Annotated in this window: 16 protein-coding genes and 1 tRNA gene; 5 read left to right on the top strand and 12 right to left on the bottom strand. The window is 70.8% G+C overall.

The features are described 5' to 3' along the window. Positions 1 to 11: 11 nt before the first annotated feature. Positions 12 to 926 (bottom strand): Nif3-like dinuclear metal center hexameric protein, encoded by a 915-nt coding sequence (locus Q0283_RS09110; protein WP_183524913.1) that lies wholly within the window; start codon positions 924 to 926, stop codon positions 12 to 14. 42 nt (positions 927 to 968) lie between these two features. Between Q0283_RS09110 and msrA the strand changes: the two genes are divergently transcribed. From msrA to epsC, 3 genes are all read left to right on the top strand, one after another. Next, positions 969 to 1,589 (top strand): peptide-methionine (S)-S-oxide reductase MsrA, encoded by a 621-nt coding sequence (msrA, locus tag Q0283_RS09105; RefSeq protein ID WP_298044300.1) that lies wholly within the window; start codon positions 969 to 971, stop codon positions 1,587 to 1,589. Positions 1,590 to 1,694: 105 nt separating this feature from the next. Further along, entirely contained in the window at positions 1,695 to 2,630 is a 936-nt protein-coding gene (gene cysK / locus Q0283_RS09100) for a cysteine synthase A (protein WP_183524900.1), read from the top strand. Between the two features lie 68 nt (positions 2,631 to 2,698). Further along, complete coding sequence (gene epsC / locus Q0283_RS09095) at positions 2,699 to 3,283, top strand: serine O-acetyltransferase EpsC (protein ID WP_010145783.1); 585 nt, start codon at positions 2,699 to 2,701, stop codon at positions 3,281 to 3,283. Between the two features lie 78 nt (positions 3,284 to 3,361). Here epsC and gndA read toward each other — a convergent pair whose 3' ends face one another. The 3 genes from gndA to panD all read right to left on the bottom strand — a co-directional run bounded on the left by gndA (position 3,362) and on the right by panD (position 6,564). Continuing rightward, the gene (gndA, locus tag Q0283_RS09090) at positions 3,362 to 4,849 is read right to left on the bottom strand and encodes an NADP-dependent phosphogluconate dehydrogenase (protein WP_183524898.1); all 1,488 of its coding nucleotides are present in this window, start codon (positions 4,847 to 4,849) and stop codon (positions 3,362 to 3,364) included. 201 nt (positions 4,850 to 5,050) lie between these two features. After that, a complete protein-coding gene (ppk2, locus tag Q0283_RS09085; protein ID WP_183524896.1) occupies positions 5,051 to 5,962 on the bottom strand; it encodes a polyphosphate kinase 2 in 912 nt (303 codons plus the stop codon). A gap of 185 nt (positions 5,963 to 6,147) precedes the next feature. Continuing rightward, entirely contained in the window at positions 6,148 to 6,564 is a 417-nt protein-coding gene (panD, locus tag Q0283_RS09080; protein ID WP_183528274.1) for an aspartate 1-decarboxylase, read from the bottom strand. A 209-nt stretch (positions 6,565 to 6,773) separates the two neighbouring features. Here panD and Q0283_RS09075 point away from each other — a divergent pair, with 209 nt between their 5' ends. After that, positions 6,774 to 7,328 (top strand): hypothetical protein, encoded by a 555-nt coding sequence (locus tag Q0283_RS09075; RefSeq protein ID WP_183524894.1) that lies wholly within the window; start codon positions 6,774 to 6,776, stop codon positions 7,326 to 7,328. Between the two features lie 129 nt (positions 7,329 to 7,457). Here Q0283_RS09075 and lepB read toward each other — a convergent pair whose 3' ends face one another. The 8 genes from lepB to Q0283_RS09035 form a co-directional block, all read right to left on the bottom strand. Next, on the bottom strand, positions 7,458 to 7,988 hold the full coding sequence (gene lepB / locus Q0283_RS09070) for a signal peptidase I (protein ID WP_183524892.1): 531 nt from the start codon (positions 7,986 to 7,988) through the stop codon (positions 7,458 to 7,460). Next, positions 7,988 to 9,595, bottom strand: a complete 1,608-nt coding sequence (locus tag Q0283_RS09065) for a multicopper oxidase family protein (protein ID WP_183524890.1) — start codon at positions 9,593 to 9,595, stop codon at positions 7,988 to 7,990. The genes lepB and Q0283_RS09065 overlap by 1 nt, the downstream gene beginning before the upstream one ends. A gap of 140 nt (positions 9,596 to 9,735) precedes the next feature. Then, positions 9,736 to 11,028 (bottom strand): sensor histidine kinase, encoded by a 1,293-nt coding sequence (locus Q0283_RS09060; RefSeq protein WP_298044298.1) that lies wholly within the window; start codon positions 11,026 to 11,028, stop codon positions 9,736 to 9,738. 39 nt (positions 11,029 to 11,067) lie between these two features. Further along, positions 11,068 to 11,754: a response regulator gene (locus tag Q0283_RS09055; protein WP_183524884.1), complete on the bottom strand. Its 687-nt coding sequence runs from the start codon at positions 11,752 to 11,754 to the stop codon at positions 11,068 to 11,070. A gap of 417 nt (positions 11,755 to 12,171) precedes the next feature. Beyond that, positions 12,172 to 13,185, bottom strand: coding sequence for a BTAD domain-containing putative transcriptional regulator (locus tag Q0283_RS09050; RefSeq protein WP_298044296.1), 1,014 nt, complete (start codon positions 13,183 to 13,185; stop codon positions 12,172 to 12,174). 1,149 nt (positions 13,186 to 14,334) lie between these two features. After that, a tRNA-Val gene (locus Q0283_RS09045) sits at positions 14,335 to 14,410 on the bottom strand. A gap of 204 nt (positions 14,411 to 14,614) precedes the next feature. Then, the gene (locus Q0283_RS09040) at positions 14,615 to 15,103 is read right to left on the bottom strand and encodes a redoxin domain-containing protein (protein WP_298044295.1); all 489 of its coding nucleotides are present in this window, start codon (positions 15,101 to 15,103) and stop codon (positions 14,615 to 14,617) included. A 9-nt stretch (positions 15,104 to 15,112) separates the two neighbouring features. After that, complete coding sequence (locus tag Q0283_RS09035) at positions 15,113 to 15,496, bottom strand: DUF3052 domain-containing protein (RefSeq protein WP_183528272.1); 384 nt, start codon at positions 15,494 to 15,496, stop codon at positions 15,113 to 15,115. A gap of 296 nt (positions 15,497 to 15,792) precedes the next feature. On the opposite strand from Q0283_RS09035, the gene aceE reads away from it, so the two are divergent. Next, positions 15,793 to 18,543: a pyruvate dehydrogenase (acetyl-transferring), homodimeric type gene (aceE, locus tag Q0283_RS09030; protein WP_298044293.1), complete on the top strand. Its 2,751-nt coding sequence runs from the start codon at positions 15,793 to 15,795 to the stop codon at positions 18,541 to 18,543. Positions 18,544 to 18,602 lie beyond the last annotated feature (59 nt).

The following is an 18,602-nucleotide window of genomic DNA, read 5'->3' as shown; positions in this document are numbered from 1 at the left end:
GCGGGCCTCCTTCAGGAGCCGGGGGTCAGGACGAAGTCCCAGGGGTCGGTGTTCAGTGCGCTGACCGCGATCTCCACGTCGAAGCCGCGGTCGGTGAGCAGGGTGTCGAGGGCCTCGGCGGCGGCCGGCAGCCACAGCCACTCGCTGCCGAAGTGGGAGACCTCCACCAGGTAGGGGCGTCCGCCGGTCAGCCGGGCCGCCTCCCGCACCTCGGAGGCCGGGTGGTGGCGCAGGTCCGCCGTGACGTACACGTCGGCCCCGGCGGCCCGGACCTGGTCGAAGAGGCTGTCCCCGGCGCCTCCGCAGACGGCCACCGTGCTGACCAGCCCGTCCCGGTCCCCCGCCACGCGCACCCCGCCCGCCACGGCGGGCATGACCGAGAACACGCGGGCGGCGAAGTCGCCCAGTGTCATGGCCCGGGACAACCGGCCCACCCGGCCGAGCCCCTCCTCGGCCAGTCCCCCGGCGGCCGGGACCAGCGGCGTGACCTCCTGCAGCCCGAGCACGTCCGCGATGACGTCGGAGACGCCCCCGACGGCGGAATCGGCGTTGGTGTGGGCGGTCAGCAGCGCGCAGCCACCCTCGATGAGGCTGTGGAGGACCTCGCCCTTGAAACCGGTGGCCGCCACCGAGTGCACGCCGCGCAACAGCAGCGGATGGTGGGTGACGAGCAACTGGGCACCGGCGCCCACGGCCTCCTCGACCACGTCCTGGACGGGGTCCACCGCGAAGTGGATGCGGCGCACCGGCCGGCCGGGCCGGCCGGCCACCAGGCCGGTGGCGTCCCAGTCCTCGGCCAGGGACGCGGGCCACAACTGCTCGAAGGCCTCCAGCACCTGGGCCAGGGTCGGGATGCGGTCGGTGTCGCGGAGGTCCGTCCCCTCCGGCTCGGCCGGGGAGGACGGGGTCGGCGTTGCGGCGCTCATAGGGCCATTGTGCCCGAGTCGGGAATGAACCCGCGCTCCCCCGTGCTGTACCCCGTTGTGAGTGACGACGTGCGAGAGAACCCGTCCGACGACGTGACCGGAGCCCGCGGCTCCCACCGGGTGCTGACGGTGGCCGGTGGCTGCTTCTGGTGCCTGGACGCCGTGTACCGGCGCCTCCGGGGCATCACGTCCGTCGAGTCCGGTTACACGGGCAGCGACTGGCCCGACCCGGACTACGAGACGGTGTGTTCGGGGAGGACCGGTCATGCCGAGGCGGTGCGGGTGGGTTTCGACGAGTCCGTCATCAGCGCGGACATGGTCCTGGACATCTTCTTCACGGGCCATGACCCGACGACCCTGAACCGCCAGGGACATGACGTGGGTACCCAGTACCGCTCGGCGCTGTTCGCTGACGGCGCCGAGGACGAGGCCCTGTTCCGGGCCGCCATCGAACGCAACCAGGACAACTGGGCCGCCCCGATCGTCACCACGATCGAGCCGGCCGCCCGGTGGTATCCGGCGGAGTGGTACCACCAGGACTTCTACACGAACCGGCCCGATGCCGGCTACTGCCACGTGATCATCACCCCGAAACTGGCCAAGGTCCGGCAGCGTTACTCGGCGTGGCTGGTCGAGCCTCAGCTCAGCAGGCCACTGACATAGGCTGATTCCCGAGGACCCGGACGTCGCCGCCCGGGTCCAGCGCCCGTGCCGGCCACCGGCCCGCCGCCCTCAGTCCCTGCACCGACTTCGACAAAGGAAACCCTCATGGCCACCTTGCTCAACAACATCACCGAGGCCGTCGGCAACACCCCCCTCGTCCGGCTCAACCGGCTGACCGAGGGACTGCCCGGCCAGGTCGCCGTCAAGCTCGAGTTCTACAACCCGGCCAACTCGGTCAAGGACCGCATCGGCCGGTCGATCGTGGATGCCGCCGAGGCCTCCGGCCAGCTGCGCCCGGGCGGGACGATCGTGGAGGGCACCTCCGGCAACACGGGCATCGCCCTGGCCATGGTCGGTGCCGCACGGGGGTACAAGGTCATCCTGACCATGCCCGAGACCATGTCCAACGAGCGCCGCGTGATGCTGCGCGCCTACGGGGCGGAGATCGTCCTGACCCCCGGCGCCGACGGCATGCGCGGGGCACTGGAGAAGGCCCAGCAGATCGTCGCGGAGTCCGACAACGCCGTCTGGGCCCGTCAGTTCGCCAACCAGGCCAACGTGCAGGCGCACTACACCACCACCGGTCCCGAGGTCTGGGAGGCCACCGACGGCCAGGTGGACATCTTCGTGGCCGGCATCGGCACCGGCGGCACCATCACCGGCGCCGGCCGCTACCTGCGGGAGCAGAAGCCCGACGTGCGCCTGGTCGCCGTCGAGCCGGCCGACTCCCCCATCCTCTCCGGGGGCAAGCCGGGCCCGCACAAGATCCAGGGCCTGGGCGCGAACTTCATCCCGGAGATCCTGGACCAGGAGATCTACGACGCGGTGTACGCCGCCACCCTCGAGGAGTCCGTCGCCACCGCGCGTGACCTGGGCACCCAGGAGGGCATCCTGGGCGGCATCTCCTCCGGGGCCATCGTGTCCGCGGCCATCGAGGAGGCCAGGAAGGAGGAGAACCGGGACAAGCTGATCGTCGCGATCGTCTGCGACTTCGGCGAACGGTACATCTCCACCGTCCTGTACGAGGACATCCGCGGCTGATCACGGGCCCGCGGCACGCACTACAGTCAAGACACCGCCGGCACCAGCCACCGACCGAAAGGCCTCCAGTGGGTTTCCTGTCCCGCCTCAAGGAAGACATCGCGAACGCCCGGGCGCACGACCCGGCGGCCCGCGGCGACCTGGAGGTTGCCGTGGTCTACTCGGGCCTGCACGCGATCTGGGCGCACCGGCTGACGCACCGGATGTGGCAGAACGAGCGCCTGAAGACCCCGGCGCGCGTGGTCTCCCAGGTGGCCCGGACCCTGACCGGGATCGAGATCCACCCGGGCGCGACGATCGGCCGGCGGTTCTTCATCGACCACGGCATGGGCGTGGTGATCGGTGAGACGGCCGAGATCGGCGACGACGTCATGCTCTACCACGGGGTCACCCTCGGCGGGCGGTCCCTGGACAAGGTCAAGCGGCACCCGACCCTGCAGAACGGGGTCGTCGTCGGTGCCGGTGCCAAGATCCTCGGCCCGGTCGAGATCGGCGCGGGCACCGCGGTGGGCGCCAACGCCGTCGTCGTCAAGGACACCCCCGCCGGCTCCATCGCCACCGGCGTCCCGGCCACGTGGCGCCACCGGGAACCCCGCGAGCACAAGCCCGCCGTGGACCCCGCGGAGTACGTCGACCCCGCCATGTGGATCTGACGCCCCGCGAGACGCTCGCGCAGCACCCCAGCACGACGCCGGCCGGTCGCCTTCCCCTCGGAAGGCGTCGTGGAGGCCTCAGGCCGAGATCTCGGAGCGGTCTCCCGACCACAGGGTGTGGAAGGTGCCCTCGCGGTCGACCCGGCGGTAGGTGTGCGCGCCGAAGTAGTCGCGCAGGCCCTGGGTGAGCGCGGCCGGCAGGCGGTCCCGGCGCAGTCCGTCGTAGTAGGCCAGGGCCGAGGAGAACACCGGCACGGGCACCCCGGCGGAGACGGCCGCCGCGACCACCCGGCGCCAGGCCGGCACCGCGGCGGCGAGCGCCTGGCTGAACTCCGGGGCGAAGAGCAGGTTGAGCGGCTGGCCCTCCGCCAGCGTGCCCGGCTCCGGGTGACGGGTGGTGTCCCGGCCCCCGTAGGCCTTCATGATGGTGTCCAGCAGGTCGGCGCGGATGATGCAGCCGTTGCGCCACAGGGATGCGATGGTGCCCAGGTCCAGGGACCAGCCGTACTGAGCGGCGGCCGCCGAGAGCATGTCCAGGCCCTGGGCGTAGGACACCAGCTTGGAGGCGTACAGGGCCAGGCGCACGTCCTCGACGAAGGCCTCGTGGTCCCGGTCCTGCAGTTCCCGCGGGGCGCTGACGGCGTCGGCGCCCGCGCCCAGGACCTCCCGGGCCGTCGACCGCGCGGCGGTCTGGCTGGAGAGCGAGCGGGCGAACACGGACTCGGCGATCGCCGCCACGGGCGCGCCCAGGTCCAGCCCGGAAATGGCCGTCCAGCGGCCGGTCCCCTTCTGCCCGGCCTCGTCCACGATGACGTCGACCATCGGCTGGCCGGTGGCCACGTCCACCTGGCTCAGGACGTCGGCGGTGATCTCGATCAGGTAGCTGCGCAGCTCCGTGCGGTTCCACTGCTCGAAGATGACGGCCTGCTCCGCCGGTTCCACGCCCCCGACGCTGCGCAGGAGGTCGTAGGCCTCCCCGATCACCTGCATGTCGGCGTACTCGATGCCGTTGTGGACCATCTTCACGAAGTGGCCGGCGCCGTCCGTGCCGATCCAGGCGCAGCAGGGGTCGCCCTCGTACTTCGCGGAGATGTCCTCGAGCAGCGGGCCGAGCGCCTCGTAGGACTCGCGCGGGCCGCCCGGCATGATGGCGGGGCCGTTCAGGGCGCCCTCCTCGCCGCCGGACACGCCGATCCCCACGAAGTGCAGGTCCTTCGCCGCGAGGGCCGCCTCGCGCCGGCGGGTGTCCTCATAGTGCGAGTTGCCGGCGTCGATGACGATGTCCCCGGCCTCCAGCAGCGGCACGAGCTGGTCGATGACGTCGTCCACGGGCCGGCCGGCCTGGACCATGAGGAGCACCCGGCGGGGGGTGGCCAGGGACTCCACGAGCTCGGCCAGCGTCTCCGTGGGGATGAAGGTCCCGTCCTCGCCGTGCTCGGCCACGAGCGCGTCGGTGCGCGCCCTGCTGCGGTTGTGCAGGGCCACGGTGTACCCGTGACGCGCGAAGTTCCGGGCCAGGTTCGCCCCCATGACCGCCAGCCCCGTGACGCCGATGTCAGCCTTCATGCCGTTCCTTCCCAGCACGCCGGAGGTGCTGCTGCCAACAGTGGAATTCCGGCCGCACCCCTCGGGGGCGGCCCGGACCCCACCAGCCTACGTGGTCGGCGAGGCCGGCCGCGGCGTTCACCGCCCCGCCTGCGGTGCGCAGGACTGTTCGGGGCGCCCATGCGGTCCCAGCAGGCCGTTGCCTGCGGGCGCCGCGATGCGTCAGTCCCCGACGGCGTCCCGGCCGCGGCGCACGATCAGCGGGTCCGGGGTGCCGACCACCGCGTGGTCCTTGTCCTCGTACTCGAACTGGGACAGGAAATGGCGCATGGCGTTGAGCCGGGCACGCTTCTTGTCATTGGACTTGATGGTGGTCCACGGTGCGTGGTCGGTGTCCGTGTGCAGGAACATGGCCTCCTTGGCCGCCGTGTAGTCCTCCCACCGGTCCAGCGACTCCAGGTCCATGGGCGAGAGCTTCCAGCGGCGCACCGGGTCGATCTGCCGGATGGCGAAGCGGGTGCGCTGCTCGGACTGGGTCACGGAGAACCAGAACTTCGTCAGGTGGATGCCGTCGTCCACGAGCATCTTCTCGAACAGCGGCACCTGGCTCATGAAGGTGGTGTACTGCTCGTCCGTGCTGAAGCCCATGACGCGTTCCACGCCCGCCCGGTTGTACCAGGAACGGTCGAAGAGCACGATCTCGCCCTCGGTGGGGAAGTGGTTGATGTACCGCTGGAAGTACCACTGGCCCTGTTCGCGGTCCGAGGGCTTGTTCAGCGCCACGACCCGGGCGGTGCGCGGGTTGAGGTACTCGGTGAAGCGCTTGATGGTCCCGCCCTTGCCGGCGGCGTCGCGGCCCTCGAAGACGATGATGTGCCGCTGGCCCGAGTCCTCGCCCCAGTACTGCAGCTTCAGCAGCTCGATCTGCAGCTTGTACTTCTCCACCTCGTACTCCTCGCGGGACATCCGCGTCTCGTACGGGTAGTCCTCCCGCCAGGTGTCCACGGCCCGGCCCTGGGGGTCGATCAGGTCCGGGTCCGGGGTGTGGCGGTCGACCACCTGGAAGCCGCCGTCACGGATCTTGTCGATGAACTCGCGCAGGTTCTCCCGGGGCGCGTCCGGCGTCAGCAGCATCTCGACTCTCCTTCGAAGGGGCCGACGCCGGGGTCCCGGACCAGAAGCGTGGTCGGCGGACCCCCCGGGTGCGGCACGGTGGGGACTGGACTTCATTGTCCATCATCGTCCCCACGCGCCACCCGGTTCCGTCACCGGGCGTCGTCCCCGGTGAACCGCCGGTGAACACCGGCGGAACGCAGGAGTCAGCGCGCCACGGCGTGAGGCGGGCGCTCCAACCCAGCGGAGACCGCCTCGGACGGGTCGTGCCCGAGCTCGACGATGCGGTTGCCGGCGTCCACGTGGACCACCGTGGGCTGGAAGGACCGGGCCTCCTCGGTGGTCATCTGCGCATAGGTGATGAGGATGACGGTGTCCCCCACATCCACCAGGTGGGCGGCGGCGCCGTTGATGCCCAGCACTCCCGAACCGCGTTCACCGGCGATGGTGTAGGTCTCCAGCCGGGCCCCGTTGGTCACGTCCACGATCGCCACGAGCTCGCCCGGCAGGATGTCCGCGGCGTCGAGCAGGTCCTGGTCCACGGTGACCGAACCCACGTAGTGCAGGTCCGCGTGCGTCACGGTGGCACGGTGGATCTTGGACTTGAAGATGGTCCGGGTCATGGAGGCCATGGGTCTGTGTTCCTTCGGAAGGCTGGCGATGCCGCTGCCCCGGGGGCGCGGTGACGACATCCCCTCAACGGGCAATGCCTGTCAATTATGCCCGCCGATGATGCCCGGCCGTGCGCGGTGCGCCGTGCCGGGGCCGTCACGGGGGGCGCCATCGGGGCGTTCATCAAGATTTCCACAGGGTCGCCCCGAGAGGATGCGGCATGGCCACCGCGCAATTATCCCAGGACACCCGGAGCGCGACCGGACCGGGGCGCCGGCCCAGTCGCCGCTCCGTCCTCGCCCTGATTCCCGTGGCGGCCCTCGGGGTGATGGGCGGCGGACTCGGCGTCCATCGGTTGCTGCACCCGCCGCCCGCCCCGGCGACGCCGTTGGGCGCCGTGGCCACCGTGGCCGGCGGGATGGCCCTGATCCAGGGCATCATCCCCCTGGAGTCGGCCCCCTGGGCCCCACCGACGCCGGCACCGGGCCTGGCCCGGCCGATCGCCGCGGGGGGCCACCGCGTCAGGCTGCTGCTGGACCTGACGGCGGTCGAGCCCGGTGGCATCGACTTCGCGGCGGCCGACTACAGCATCCGGGAGATCGTCGGGTTCACGGCGAGCCCCCTGTGGACCAGTCATGAGCGGCACCGGGTCGCCCGGGGTGAGACCCTCGCGGTGACCATGGTCTTCGAGATCCCCAACGAGAGCGTCCGGCTCGAGCTCCAGGGACCGGGATCCGTGCGCCTGAGCCTCGGAACGGACCACCACACCCGGTGAGGAAGCGGTCCCCGGGCCGTCGGGCCGGCCGGGATTCCGCGGCCCGGGGTGCCGCTCCGGCAATGCGCGGAGTCGCGGCGTGTTCCCGGAGTGTCCACGGCGCCCTCCCGGTGGGCATCGGCTGTCAGGTCACCCGGCGCCATCCCAGAGGAACAGGACCCTGCCGCGGACCCGGTCCAGGGGAACGGGACCGTGATGCCGCGAGTCCACGGAGGTCCTGCGGTTGTCACCCAGGACGAAGACGCTGCCCTGCGGAACGGTCAGGGGCCCGAAGTACGTCCCGTCGATGGCCGAGGCGTCGATGCCCGGTTCGCGGAGCCCCGCACCGTCGACGTAGACCACGGCGTCCCGGATGGCCACCTCCCGTCCCCCGAGGGCGATGACGCGCTTGAGGTTCGTGGACCCGCCGTCGGGGGCGTTGAAGACCAGCAGGTCGCCCGGTACCAGCCCGTCGCGGGCGGCGGGCGTGGTGAGCACCAGCGCGTAGGCCCCGGGGTGCACGGCGGGAACCATGCTGTCGGAGGTGACGTGCACGGGTTCGACGACCCACAGCCGGAGGGCGGCGAGCGCCAGCAGGAACCCCGCGAGCACCCCGCCCGCCACGCGGCCGGGGTGGGCGGGTCCTGCACGGCGCGGTGCTGCCTCGCGCCGTGCAGTCATCAGTCGTCGTCCAGCTCGGGCCGCGCGGCGTCGATCGGGTCCCACGGGTCCGGTGCGTTGGCCTTCAGCCCGACCCGGAACTGCGTCATCATGTCGTGGTCCTCGTGGGGGAGGTTGTGGCAGTGGACCATGTACCGGCCCTGGTGGGGGCCGAAGCGCATCAGCAGCCTGACCTTCTCGCCCTCGCCGACATAGACGGTGTCCTTGGGACCGGACTCATAGGGGAAGGGCGCCCTGCCGTTGCGGCTGAGGATCCTGAAGTCGACCAGGTGGATGTGCATGGGGTGGAACCACCCGCCGGACTTGTTCTCGATCTCCCACTCCTCCACGGTGTTGAGGCCCACCTGGGCGAAGACGTCCTGGTACCCACTGGCGATGACCGCCCCCCAGGTCTTGTCGTTCAGCGTCCACAGGTTCGTCCTGTCGTCGCGTTTGACCCGCATGTACCGCTTGGCCCCGGCCATCTTGCTCGTGAGGCTCATCACCTCGCCGCCGGGGTCCAGCACCGTGGGCGGGGTGTTCCAGGTGGGGTCGGACGTGTCGACGGGGTCGTCGACCACGTCGAAGGCCATGATCTTGTTGGTGTGGTCGTAGTCGCGGTTGTTCTCGTTGGAGCGGTTCCGCAGTTCCACCCGGGTGCCGGCCCTGTACTTCGAGAAGTCGATCAGGACCTCGTAGCGCTCGGCACCGGCATGACGCCACTGGGCGACGTCGACGGCCCGGGGCATGAGCCCGCCGTCCGTGGCGACGATGGTCATGGCCTCTCCCGACGTCAGGTACGGCCGAAGGGACCGGGAGATGGACGCATTGAGCATCCTGAACCGGTAGATCCGCCGCTTGACCCTCATGCGCGGCCAGGGCACCCCGTTGACCAGGATGACGTCGCCCCAGAGCCCCGAGTGATCGTTGTCGTCGTAGCCCAGGGCCCCGTTCCGGGCGAACATCGCATCGGTGATCGTCAGGCCCACGTCGAACTCGCCCTGCGGCAGCAGGCCGCGCTCGAGCTCGTCGTGGATCCGGTACTGGCCCGCGAGCCCGGAGTAGACGTTCAGGGCGGTGAAGTGGACACCGTGGTCGTGGTACCAGATGCTGCGCGCGTTCTGGACGTTCGAGTAGTGGTAGGTCTTCTTGAAGCCTGGCATCGTCACATCGTTGGCGTACCCGTCGTACTGCGGCAGCGAGGCCGAGCCGTGCAGGTGCGTGGAGGTCGCCAGGACGTGTCCGTGCGCGGGGTGGGTCGCCGGCAGCTGGTTGCGCACCGTCAGGGTGGTCTTCGTCCCCCGCTCGACCTCGATGGTCGGCCCGGGGAAGAGGCCGTCGTAGCCCAGAATCGGGGTGTCCAGCCGGGGCAGCATCCGCGCCGTGGCGGCGCGTTGCGTCACCGTGTAGTTCTCGATGCGTGCCCCGTCGTCCGGATCGATGCCCACCGAGGTGGGCTTCAGGACCGGTGGCTGGGTGAACTCGGCGGCGTAGGGCCGGGGCATCTGCCGGTCGTCGAGCCTGCTGGCCGACTTCGCGGACACGTTCTCCCACGGGACCGCGGCCGCCCCGGCGCCCATGACGCCCAGGCCGCCGAACAGGATGACGTGTCGTCGGGATATCGCCATGCTCGTTCCTCACCGTCTGGTGCCGTGCCCTCCCTGGAGGGAGTGTGGACGAACGAGCTTGGGAAAAACCAACATCGCGCGCCCCGGCTCGACGGGCGGTGCAAGGTGCAGGGCGGTGCAAGGTGCAGGGCGGCACGGGGTCAGACGGCGCGGTGAGGGCGAGAGACGGCAAACGTCACGGTGATCTCGGTGCCCCCCGCCGCGGAACGGCGCGTGGACAACCGGGCACCGACGGAATCGGCGACGTCGGCCATCATGCGCAGACCGAAGTGGCCGGGAACCGCCGGGGCGCCGGCGTCGAGACCCACGCCGTCATCCGCGATGGACAGCGTCACCTCGCTCCCCCGCCGGACCAGGTCCAGGTGCACGACGGTGGCCCCGGCGTGCTTGACGACGTTCATCATGGCCTCCCGGGCGATCCGGTGGCACGCGGTGGCCTGGGCCTCGTCGAGCCCGGGATCCCGGTCGACGTGCACGACGGTGGTGATCTGCCGGCCCCGGGTGCGTTCCGCCAGGACGCCCAGTGCCGAGGGCAGCGTGTTGGCGTCCACCGGGGAGGAGTAGAGGTCCGAGGTGATGGCACGCAGCTTGACGATGCTCTGCCGCAGCACCGCACCGGGGTCCTGACCGGAGGCGTCGCCGTCGGCCGGTTCCAGGGTGTAGGCGAGCCCCGCCAGGTCCTGGAGGATGTCGTCGTGCAGGGCCACGGCGAGGCGGACGCGCTCGCGCTCACCGGCCTCGATGGCCTGCTGCAGGATGGCCCGGCGTTCCCGTTGGCGGTCCTGGACCTGTCGGGCCAGCCGGATGCCGGGAATGAGCTGCGCGCCCTGCAGCACGGCCATGGCCACCAGGAGCACGGGCGTCATCCGGAGCAGGATGTGTCCCTGCGGACCGAGCAGAACCCGGTCGTCGAAGTACACCTCGACCAGCACCGGGTCCTGCCCCGCGGCGCGCGAGGCCACGTAGACCTCGACGAACACCCCGTCGCCCGCCTCGTAGACGTTCTCGTCCCCGGCCTGCTCGCCGACGCTGACGGTGCCCGGTCCTCCGTCCAGCAGCTGCTGCGCCCAGGGCTCGAGGTCGAAGGTGGAGCCGATCAGTTCCGGGACGTCCGAGTACAGGACCGTTCCCTGCGCGTTCCAGATCTTCACGCGGCGGATCGTCTCATCGGTCACCCAGGGGGCCAGACGATCCTCGACCTGCGCCAGCGCCACCGGGTCCCCGGCCTGCAGGTCGTCGACGATGGCGGCGGAGACCACGTGGTCGGCCAGCCGTTGCGTCCGCTCCAGGGCGTCCCGGACGACGATCTCGTGCGCGACCCCGCGCACCCAGATCGTGACGGGGACAGCGACCATCAGCAGCACGACCAGCCCGGTGACCAGGAACCTGCCGATCGCGTGCCGCACCGCCGACCCCTCCTCGGCAGGGAGCACATCCCTCGGGTGTCTCCGGTCCGGCCGACGGAACATCGCTCACCCCACCCCGAGCATGCCCAGCCGGGTGGCCGCGGCGACCGCCTCCAACTGGCTGTGGGCGTCCAGCTTCGCCAGGATCGACTTCACGTAACCCCGGCAGGTATGGGTGGAGATGCCCAGGGTCCTGGCGTTACGGGTCACGTCATACCCCTGGGCCATGAGGCGGAGGACGTCGAGTTCACGGGCGGTCAGGCTCGGGCCGGGACCGGTGGAGCCGCTCCCCGGCATGTCCAGTCCCGCGATGAGGGCCGGGGCGACGAGGAACCCGCCGGGACGGACGCTGCGCACGACCTCCAGCAATGAGCTCAGGGCCCCGTCCTTGGGCAGGAAGCCGCACACCCCGATGGCTGCGGCCCGCCGGATCGCCGGCGCCGTGGGGAACCCGGTGAGCATGACGATGCGGACCGCGGGGTCCTGGGCCAGGATCCTCTCGGCGGCCTGCAGTCCGTCACCGTCCGGCAGCTGGTAGTCCAGGATCACGAGGTCCGGCCGCAGTCCGGCGCACACCGCGAGTCCCTCGGCCACGCCGGCGGCCAGGCCCACGCAGTCGAGGTCGGACTCCCTGGCCAGGGCCCCGGACAGCAGGTCGGCGAAGGTCCGGTGGTCATCGATCACGACCACGCGCAACCGGTGTCCCCGCGTGCCGACGGCATCGGCGTCCGGGAGTCCCACGAGCGTGCCCATGGCCCCGCCTAGGGGTGGTGCATCACCGGCCAGAAGGGGAACGGATCCCCCTCGGCCGGGCGCGGTCTGCGGACGCCCGCCGAAGCGGGCGTGGACGGGCGTGCGGTCAGGACGGTCATCGGTTGCTCCCGGACGGTGGCGGTCTCCAACGGTGTGCGGCCGGGGGTCCCCCGGGGGGACAGGGGATCTCCGGAGGCCTCACCGTAGGGCCGTGACCAGGAGGCAGGCAACGCGGGATCGCTCCCGTCCGCGGAAACGGGCGGTGATCGAGTACCCGTACGGGACGGACGCCGCGCCACGAGCACGCACCACCGCACGGACCACGTGGACGCGGTGTCGGAGAGCGCTGACCGGACCAGTCGCCCCGCCGGACCTCCAGGACCGCGAGGACCGATCGAAACGAGTGGGTCGGGCGGGTCAGGACGACACCGGCAGGGCCCGCTGCAGGTACCCCGAGATGACGGTGCCGGCGTCCTGGAGGATGAGCTCCCGGTCCGTGGGGTCTGTCGTATCCGTTGGGTCCGTTGGATCCGCCAGGGCCGGCCGGTCATCCCGCGGGCCCTCGCCCTCCAGCACCCCCTGGATGGTCAGCAGCGCGTGGATCACCCGCCCGAAGTCGTCTCCCGACGCGGAGGTCGCCCGCAACAGTCTCTCCTGGGCAGCCTGCAGGACGGGCCCGGGGCTGCAGCCCAGCTCGCGGGCCAGGACGGCCCGGCACCGTTCGTAGGCCCGCAGGCCCGAGACCGGGTGCCCGCCCTGTTCCAGGGCCAGGATCATGCTCGTCCAGGCGGCCTCGTTGAGCTCGTCGGAATCCAGGACCCGTCGGGACCAGGCGACGGCCTCGGAGTCCAGTCCGAGTTCCCGGGCCGTGTCCGCGGCCTGGACCATGGCGGCGGCCGTCCGGGCGTTCTGCAGGCGGCGCTCGGCCTCGGCCCATTCGGGCAGCAGTTCGCTGCCCAGCAGCGGCGCGGACGCCAGCGACAGCGCCTCGCACAGGTACGGATAGGCCTGAGCCGGCGGGCACAGCCCTGCCCGGCGCACCAACGCGTCGAACCGGGTCACGTCGAGGTCGATCATGGAGGTGTCGAGGAAGTAGCCACCCGTCGTGGTCTTCAGTGCCCCGGCCCTCCCGCGGCCCGGCTGCAGGCAGCGACGGAGCACGGAGACGTAGGACTCCAGGGTGGAGACCGAGGCCGCCGGGGGCGCCCCCTCCCAGAGCAGCTCGATGAGCCGTCCCTTCGAGACGGGAGTCCCCAGGTGCAGCAGCAGGATCTCCAGGACCTGCCGGGACTTGGGCCCGCCCAGCTGGTGGGGCCCCAGGACCGTGTCCCCGCGACGCACCTCCAGGGCCCCCAGCATGGTGATGGTCAGGTGCTGCTCCGCACCGGGCACGGGTGCCCGGTGCGCGTCGACGACGAAGGTGGTGTCCATGGTGTCGCTCCCCAAGATCGTTCTCCCCAGGACGTGCAGGACCGACACTCCCATCCGGGACCGGGCGTGCGTAGCCCCGGCCTGGGGGCCGAGGACCCCCTAAAACCGGGGGTTGCCGTCGCCACCCACCCCGCACCCCGGCAGGCCCGCGGCTGACGCGCGGGGCCGCGCCCTGCCCGGCCTCCGCGGGATCTGGGCGCCAGGCCCCGCGGCGGACCCCCGGCCACGACGCACGGGCGAGGGCCCCGGCCTTGGGGAACCGGGACCCTCGCGAGTGCCGCTGGTCGGCAGCGGCGCCGGGCCGGAAGGGACGGACTGGGGGCCCGCCCTTCGGACCGCACGGTCGGATCCGTCGTCCAACATCGCGCCGGCGCGGGCCGGACGTCGGCGGCGTTGCACTGGATGGACCGTGAGGAGAGCATCCACGGTGGACCCTATGAAAAGCGTGGGCACCCCGCACGGTCAGCCCCCGGGCTCCCGGCCGGCGAGTGGCCCGGCATTCCCGAGGGGAGGCGCCGGTGGGCCGGCGAACCCGGAGCAGAGCACGAGGCGATCGAGTGGAGGGCACTCGGGCAGTCGAGGTGGAGGTCCTGATAAAGCGGTACACCCCACTGTGGCACCGGGCCCCGGGCGGGCACAGAATACCCTCACGGCACTGAACATCACCACTGCCCCCATCCCCGGAGGCCGACCATGCGTGACGTGAGGAACCGGCGCACCGTCAGGACCGGGCTCCCCCATGTCACATCCGCTGCGGACGTCACCGGGCGCGCCATCATCCCCCATGACTCCCGACCAGAACGCGGCGATGCACGGACCGGCACGTCCGGTGCGCGGCGGGTGCCGACACTGGGAGACCGGAAAGAGACCCCGCCATGAAGACCCGCGACCTCACCCCGGGACACATCGGACGCACCATCCGCATCACCGGCTATGGCATCGACGTCACCGGAACCCTGCGTGACCTCATCGTGCGCACGGTGGCCGCCACCACCGGGTCACAGCGCAATCCCCAGGTGGAACTCATCGGCGTCACGCTGCAGGTGGGTCCCCACCACCTCGACCTGACCGGTCACGAACACGTCACGCAGCCCTGCGACCAGCCCCTGATCCGGCAGTCGACGGAGAGGGAGTGGTGGGTGGAGGACGTGGTGGGCCCTGCCGGGATCGAACCGACGACACCTGCGGTGTAAACGCAGTGCTCTACCAGCTGAGCTAAAGGCCCTCATGCAGGTCGGACCCCGGCGGCTCGGCCCGGGGCCTCGACGAGCAGGGTGCGCGTGCCATCACAGGTTACCGCAGGGCTCCTCACCCTCGCTCCAGGCGCTTCGAGGGTGGCGCCCGGGGTCACCCTCTCGTCCTCGACGACCTGCTCGACGACGACAGCGCCGGCCCCTCCACCACCGACGGGCCGCACCGGACGGTCTCCTCAGTCCCGGTCCGGCCCCGCCCCGTCGCCGGACAGGTGGTCGGCCAGCCGTCGTTCCTGCCCCGGCGCCGCCTCGACGCGCCGCATTTCCCGGCCTGCGGCGTCGACGAGGACGCTGGTGCGCCGGGCGCGTCCGGTGCGGTCGTCGAAGGCACCGACGCGCCGCGCCGCGGCGCCGTGCGGCCAGAAGTCGGAGAGCAGGGGGGTGCGCACCCCGAGGGCGTCGCCGAAGGCGCGCAGCACGGGCGCGGAATCACAACTGATCACCCGCAGCCCGATCCCGGCCGGGGCGAGGTGCCCGGCCAGCTCGTCCACCCAGCCCAGCTCGGCGGTGCACACGGGCGTGAAGGCCCCCGGCAGGAAGAAGAGCCAGCAGCGGGACGGCACGGAGGCGCCGTCGGCCCCCTCGGACGGCCCCGGATCCGGGGCCAGCGGCGGCCACGGCCAGGACTGTCCGTGCTGGTCCCGCAGGGCGGGGGCCTCAGCCACCGGGAGGGCTCACCGGTTGCGCTTGCCGACCAGGCGCGAGGCGGTCCAGTCCGCGGAGACCCCGGCCGTCGTGGTGACGTGGAGCCCGGCGGTCGGCGCCGCCTCGGCGACGTCGGCCGGCAGGACGTGGCCCTCCCGCCCGTTACGCGGCGTCATCAACCACAGCACGCCCCCGGCGTCGAGCGAGGTCTGCGCGTCCATCAGGGCGTCGGCGAGGTCCTCGACGTCACCGTCGGAGGCGCGCCACCACAGGACGACGGCGTCTACGGGATCCTGGTCCTCCTCGGTCAGCAACTCGGTGCCGATCTCGTCTTCCAGGGCGTCCCGGAAGTCGAAGTCGATGTCCTCGTCGAAGCCGAGTTCCTGGACCAGCTGGCCTTCGGACAGCCCCATCCGGGCGGCGGGTCCGACGCTGGTCTCCGCAATACGCCCGACGGCGGGGGCGGAGTCTGGCTGGTTCACATCTCTCCTTGCAGTTTCCGTGATGACCAAGCGGGCATCATCCCACCCAGATTACTGCGCCCCGTAGCACCGGGCCATGTCCATGTATTGGACTCCACCGTAAGGTCCGCAGGCGTTACAGTCGGACGTGGAAGCAATGGGCCGGTCTGACTTGCCCCGGACGGCTGACCCCGGACGGGTCCGGGCCACAGATACTGCGGACATGATCCGCCGACAGAGAGGTTGCCGTGAGCGCAGCTGAAGAGAGCTCCCATATCCTGAGCGGCCTGACGAACCAGTTGCCGGACAAGGATCCCCAGGAGACCGCAGAGTGGATCGAGTCCTTCGACGGACTCGTCGAGGAACGCGGCACGGAGCGCGCGGAATACATCATGCGCCAGCTGCTCCAGCGCGCCGGGACCAAGTCCGTGGGCGTTCCGATGGTCACCACCACGGACTACGTCAACACCATCCCCGTGGACCAGGAGCCCGAGTACCCCGGAGACGAGGAACTGGAGCGCCGCTACCGCAACTACCTGCGGTGGAACGCCGCCATGATCGTCCAGCGCGCCCAGCGCGACGGTGTCGGCGTGGGCGGGCACATCTCCTCCTACGCCGGCCAGGCCACCCTGTACGAAGTGGGCCTGAACCACTTCTTCCGCGGCCAGGACCATCCCGGCGGCGGCGACCAGGTGTTCTTCCAGGGGCATTCCTCCCCCGGCAACTACGCGCGCGCCTTCCTCGAGGGCCGGCTGACCGAGGAGGACCTCGACGGCTTCCGCCAGGAGAAGTCCAAGGCCGGCAACGCCCTGCCGTCCTATCCGCACCCGCGCATGCTGCCGGACTTCTGGCAGTTCCCCACCGTGTCCATGGGACTGGGCCCGATCAACGCGATCCACCAGGCCCAGTTCAACCGCTACCTGCACAACCGCGGCATCAAGGACACCTCCCAGCAGCACGTCTGGGCCTTCCTCGGGGACGGGGAGATGGACGAGCCGGAGTCGCGCGGCGCGCTGCACATCGCCGCCAACGACAAGCTCGACAACCTGACCTTCGTCATCAACTGCAACCTGCAGCGCCTCGACGGCCCGGTCCGCGGCAACGGCAAGATCATCCAGGAGCTGGAGGCCTACTTCCGCGGTGCCGGCTGGAACGTCATCAAGGTCCTGTGGGGCCGCGAGTGGGACGAGCTGCTGGACAAGGACGACGAGGGTGAGCTCGTCCGGATCATGAACGAGACCCTCGACGGCGACTACCAGACCTACAAGGCGGAGTCCGGCGGCTTCGTGCGCGACCACTTCTTCGGACGGTCCTCGGTGACCAAGGAGATGGTCGCGGACATGACCGACGACGAGATCTGGGGCCTCAAGCGCGGCGGACACGACTACAACAAGGTATACGCCGCCTACAAGGCCGCCATGGACTATCAGGGCAAGCCCACCGTCATCCTGGCGCAGACCGTCAAGGGCTACGGCCTGGGCTCGTCCTTCGAGGGCAAGAACGCCACCCACCAGATGAAGAAGCTCACGGTGGAGGACGTCAAGAAGTTCCGCGACCGCCACCGCATCCCCGTCACGGACGAGCAGATCGAAGCCGATCCGTACAACGTGCCGTACTACCACCCGGGCCCGGACGCGCCGGAGATCCAGTACATGATGGAGCGACGCAGCGCACTGGGCGGCTTCCTGCCGGAGCGCCGTGACGACCACGACAAGATCCCGATGCCGCCGGAATCCACGTACAAGCACGCCAGGAAGGGCACCGGCAAGCAGCAGGCCGCCACCACCATGGCCTTCGTGCGCCTGCTCAAGGACCTGATGCGGGACAAGAACATCGGCAAGCGGATCGTGCCGATCATCCCGGACGAGGCCCGCACCTTCGGCATGGACTCGTTCTTCCCGACGGCCAAGATCTACAACCCCAAGGGCCAGAACTACCTCTCCGTGGACCGGGACCTGTTCCTGTCCTACAAGGAGTCCCCGCAGGGACAGCTCTACCACGTGGGCATCAACGAGGCCGGCGCCACCTCGGCGCTGACCGCGGTGGGCTCGTCCTACTCCACGCACGGCGAGCTGATGATCCCCGTGTACATCTTCTACTCGATGTTCGGCTTCCAGCGCACGGGCGACTCCTTCTGGGCCGCCGGGGACCAGCTGGTCCGCGGCTTCGTGATCGGCGCCACCGCCGGGCGGACCACGCTCGCCGGCGAGGGCACCCAGCACATGGACGGCCACTCCCCGATCCTCGCGGGGACGAACCCGGCCGTGAAGCACTACGACCCGGCGTTCTCCTACGAGATCGCCCACATCGTGCGGCAGGGCCTGGAGGACATGTACGGCGACCACGACTGCGGCGAGGACGTCCGCAACGTCATGTACTACCTCACGGTGTACAACGAGCCGATCATCCACCCGGACGAGCCGGAGAACCTGGACGTGGAGGGACTGCTCAAGGGCATCTACCGCTACAGCCGGGGCGAGGGTGAGGGCCCCAAGGCCCAGCTCATGGGCTCCGGCGTGTCCCTGCCCTGGGTGATCGACGCGGCCAGGATCCTGGCCAAGGACTGGGGAGTGTCCGCCGACGTGTGGTCCGTGACCAGCTGGAACGAACTGCGGCGCGATGCCGTGTCCGCCGAGCGCGAGGCGCTGGAGAACGCGGAGGGCAACGCCCGCGTCCCCTACATCACGCAGAAGCTGGCGGACACCGAGGGTCCCGTGATCGCGACCACCGACTACGCGACCCTGGTCCCGGACCAGATCCGGCCGTTCGTCCCGAACGCCTTCGCCACCCTGGGTGCGGACGAGTTCGGCTTCGCGGACACCCGCGCCGCGGCTCGCCGCTACTTCCTCATCGACACCCACTCGATGGTCGTCAAGACCCTGCAGATGCTGGAGAAGGACGGCAAGGTCGAGGCCGGGACCGCGGCCAAGGCCTTCGCGCAGTACCGGCTCGACGACGTCAACGCCGGCACCACCGGCAACGCGGGCGGAGACGCCTGATCACCCGGTGACGGGCCCGGGCCCCGTCGACGGCGGCCGGTGAGGTGCACAGCGCACCT

Origin of the sequence: uncultured Citricoccus sp., assembly GCF_937871995.1 — a bacterium.
GTDB lineage: Bacteria > Actinomycetota > Actinomycetes > Actinomycetales > Micrococcaceae > Citricoccus.
This window is presented reverse-complemented; position numbering and strand designations above follow the sequence as displayed.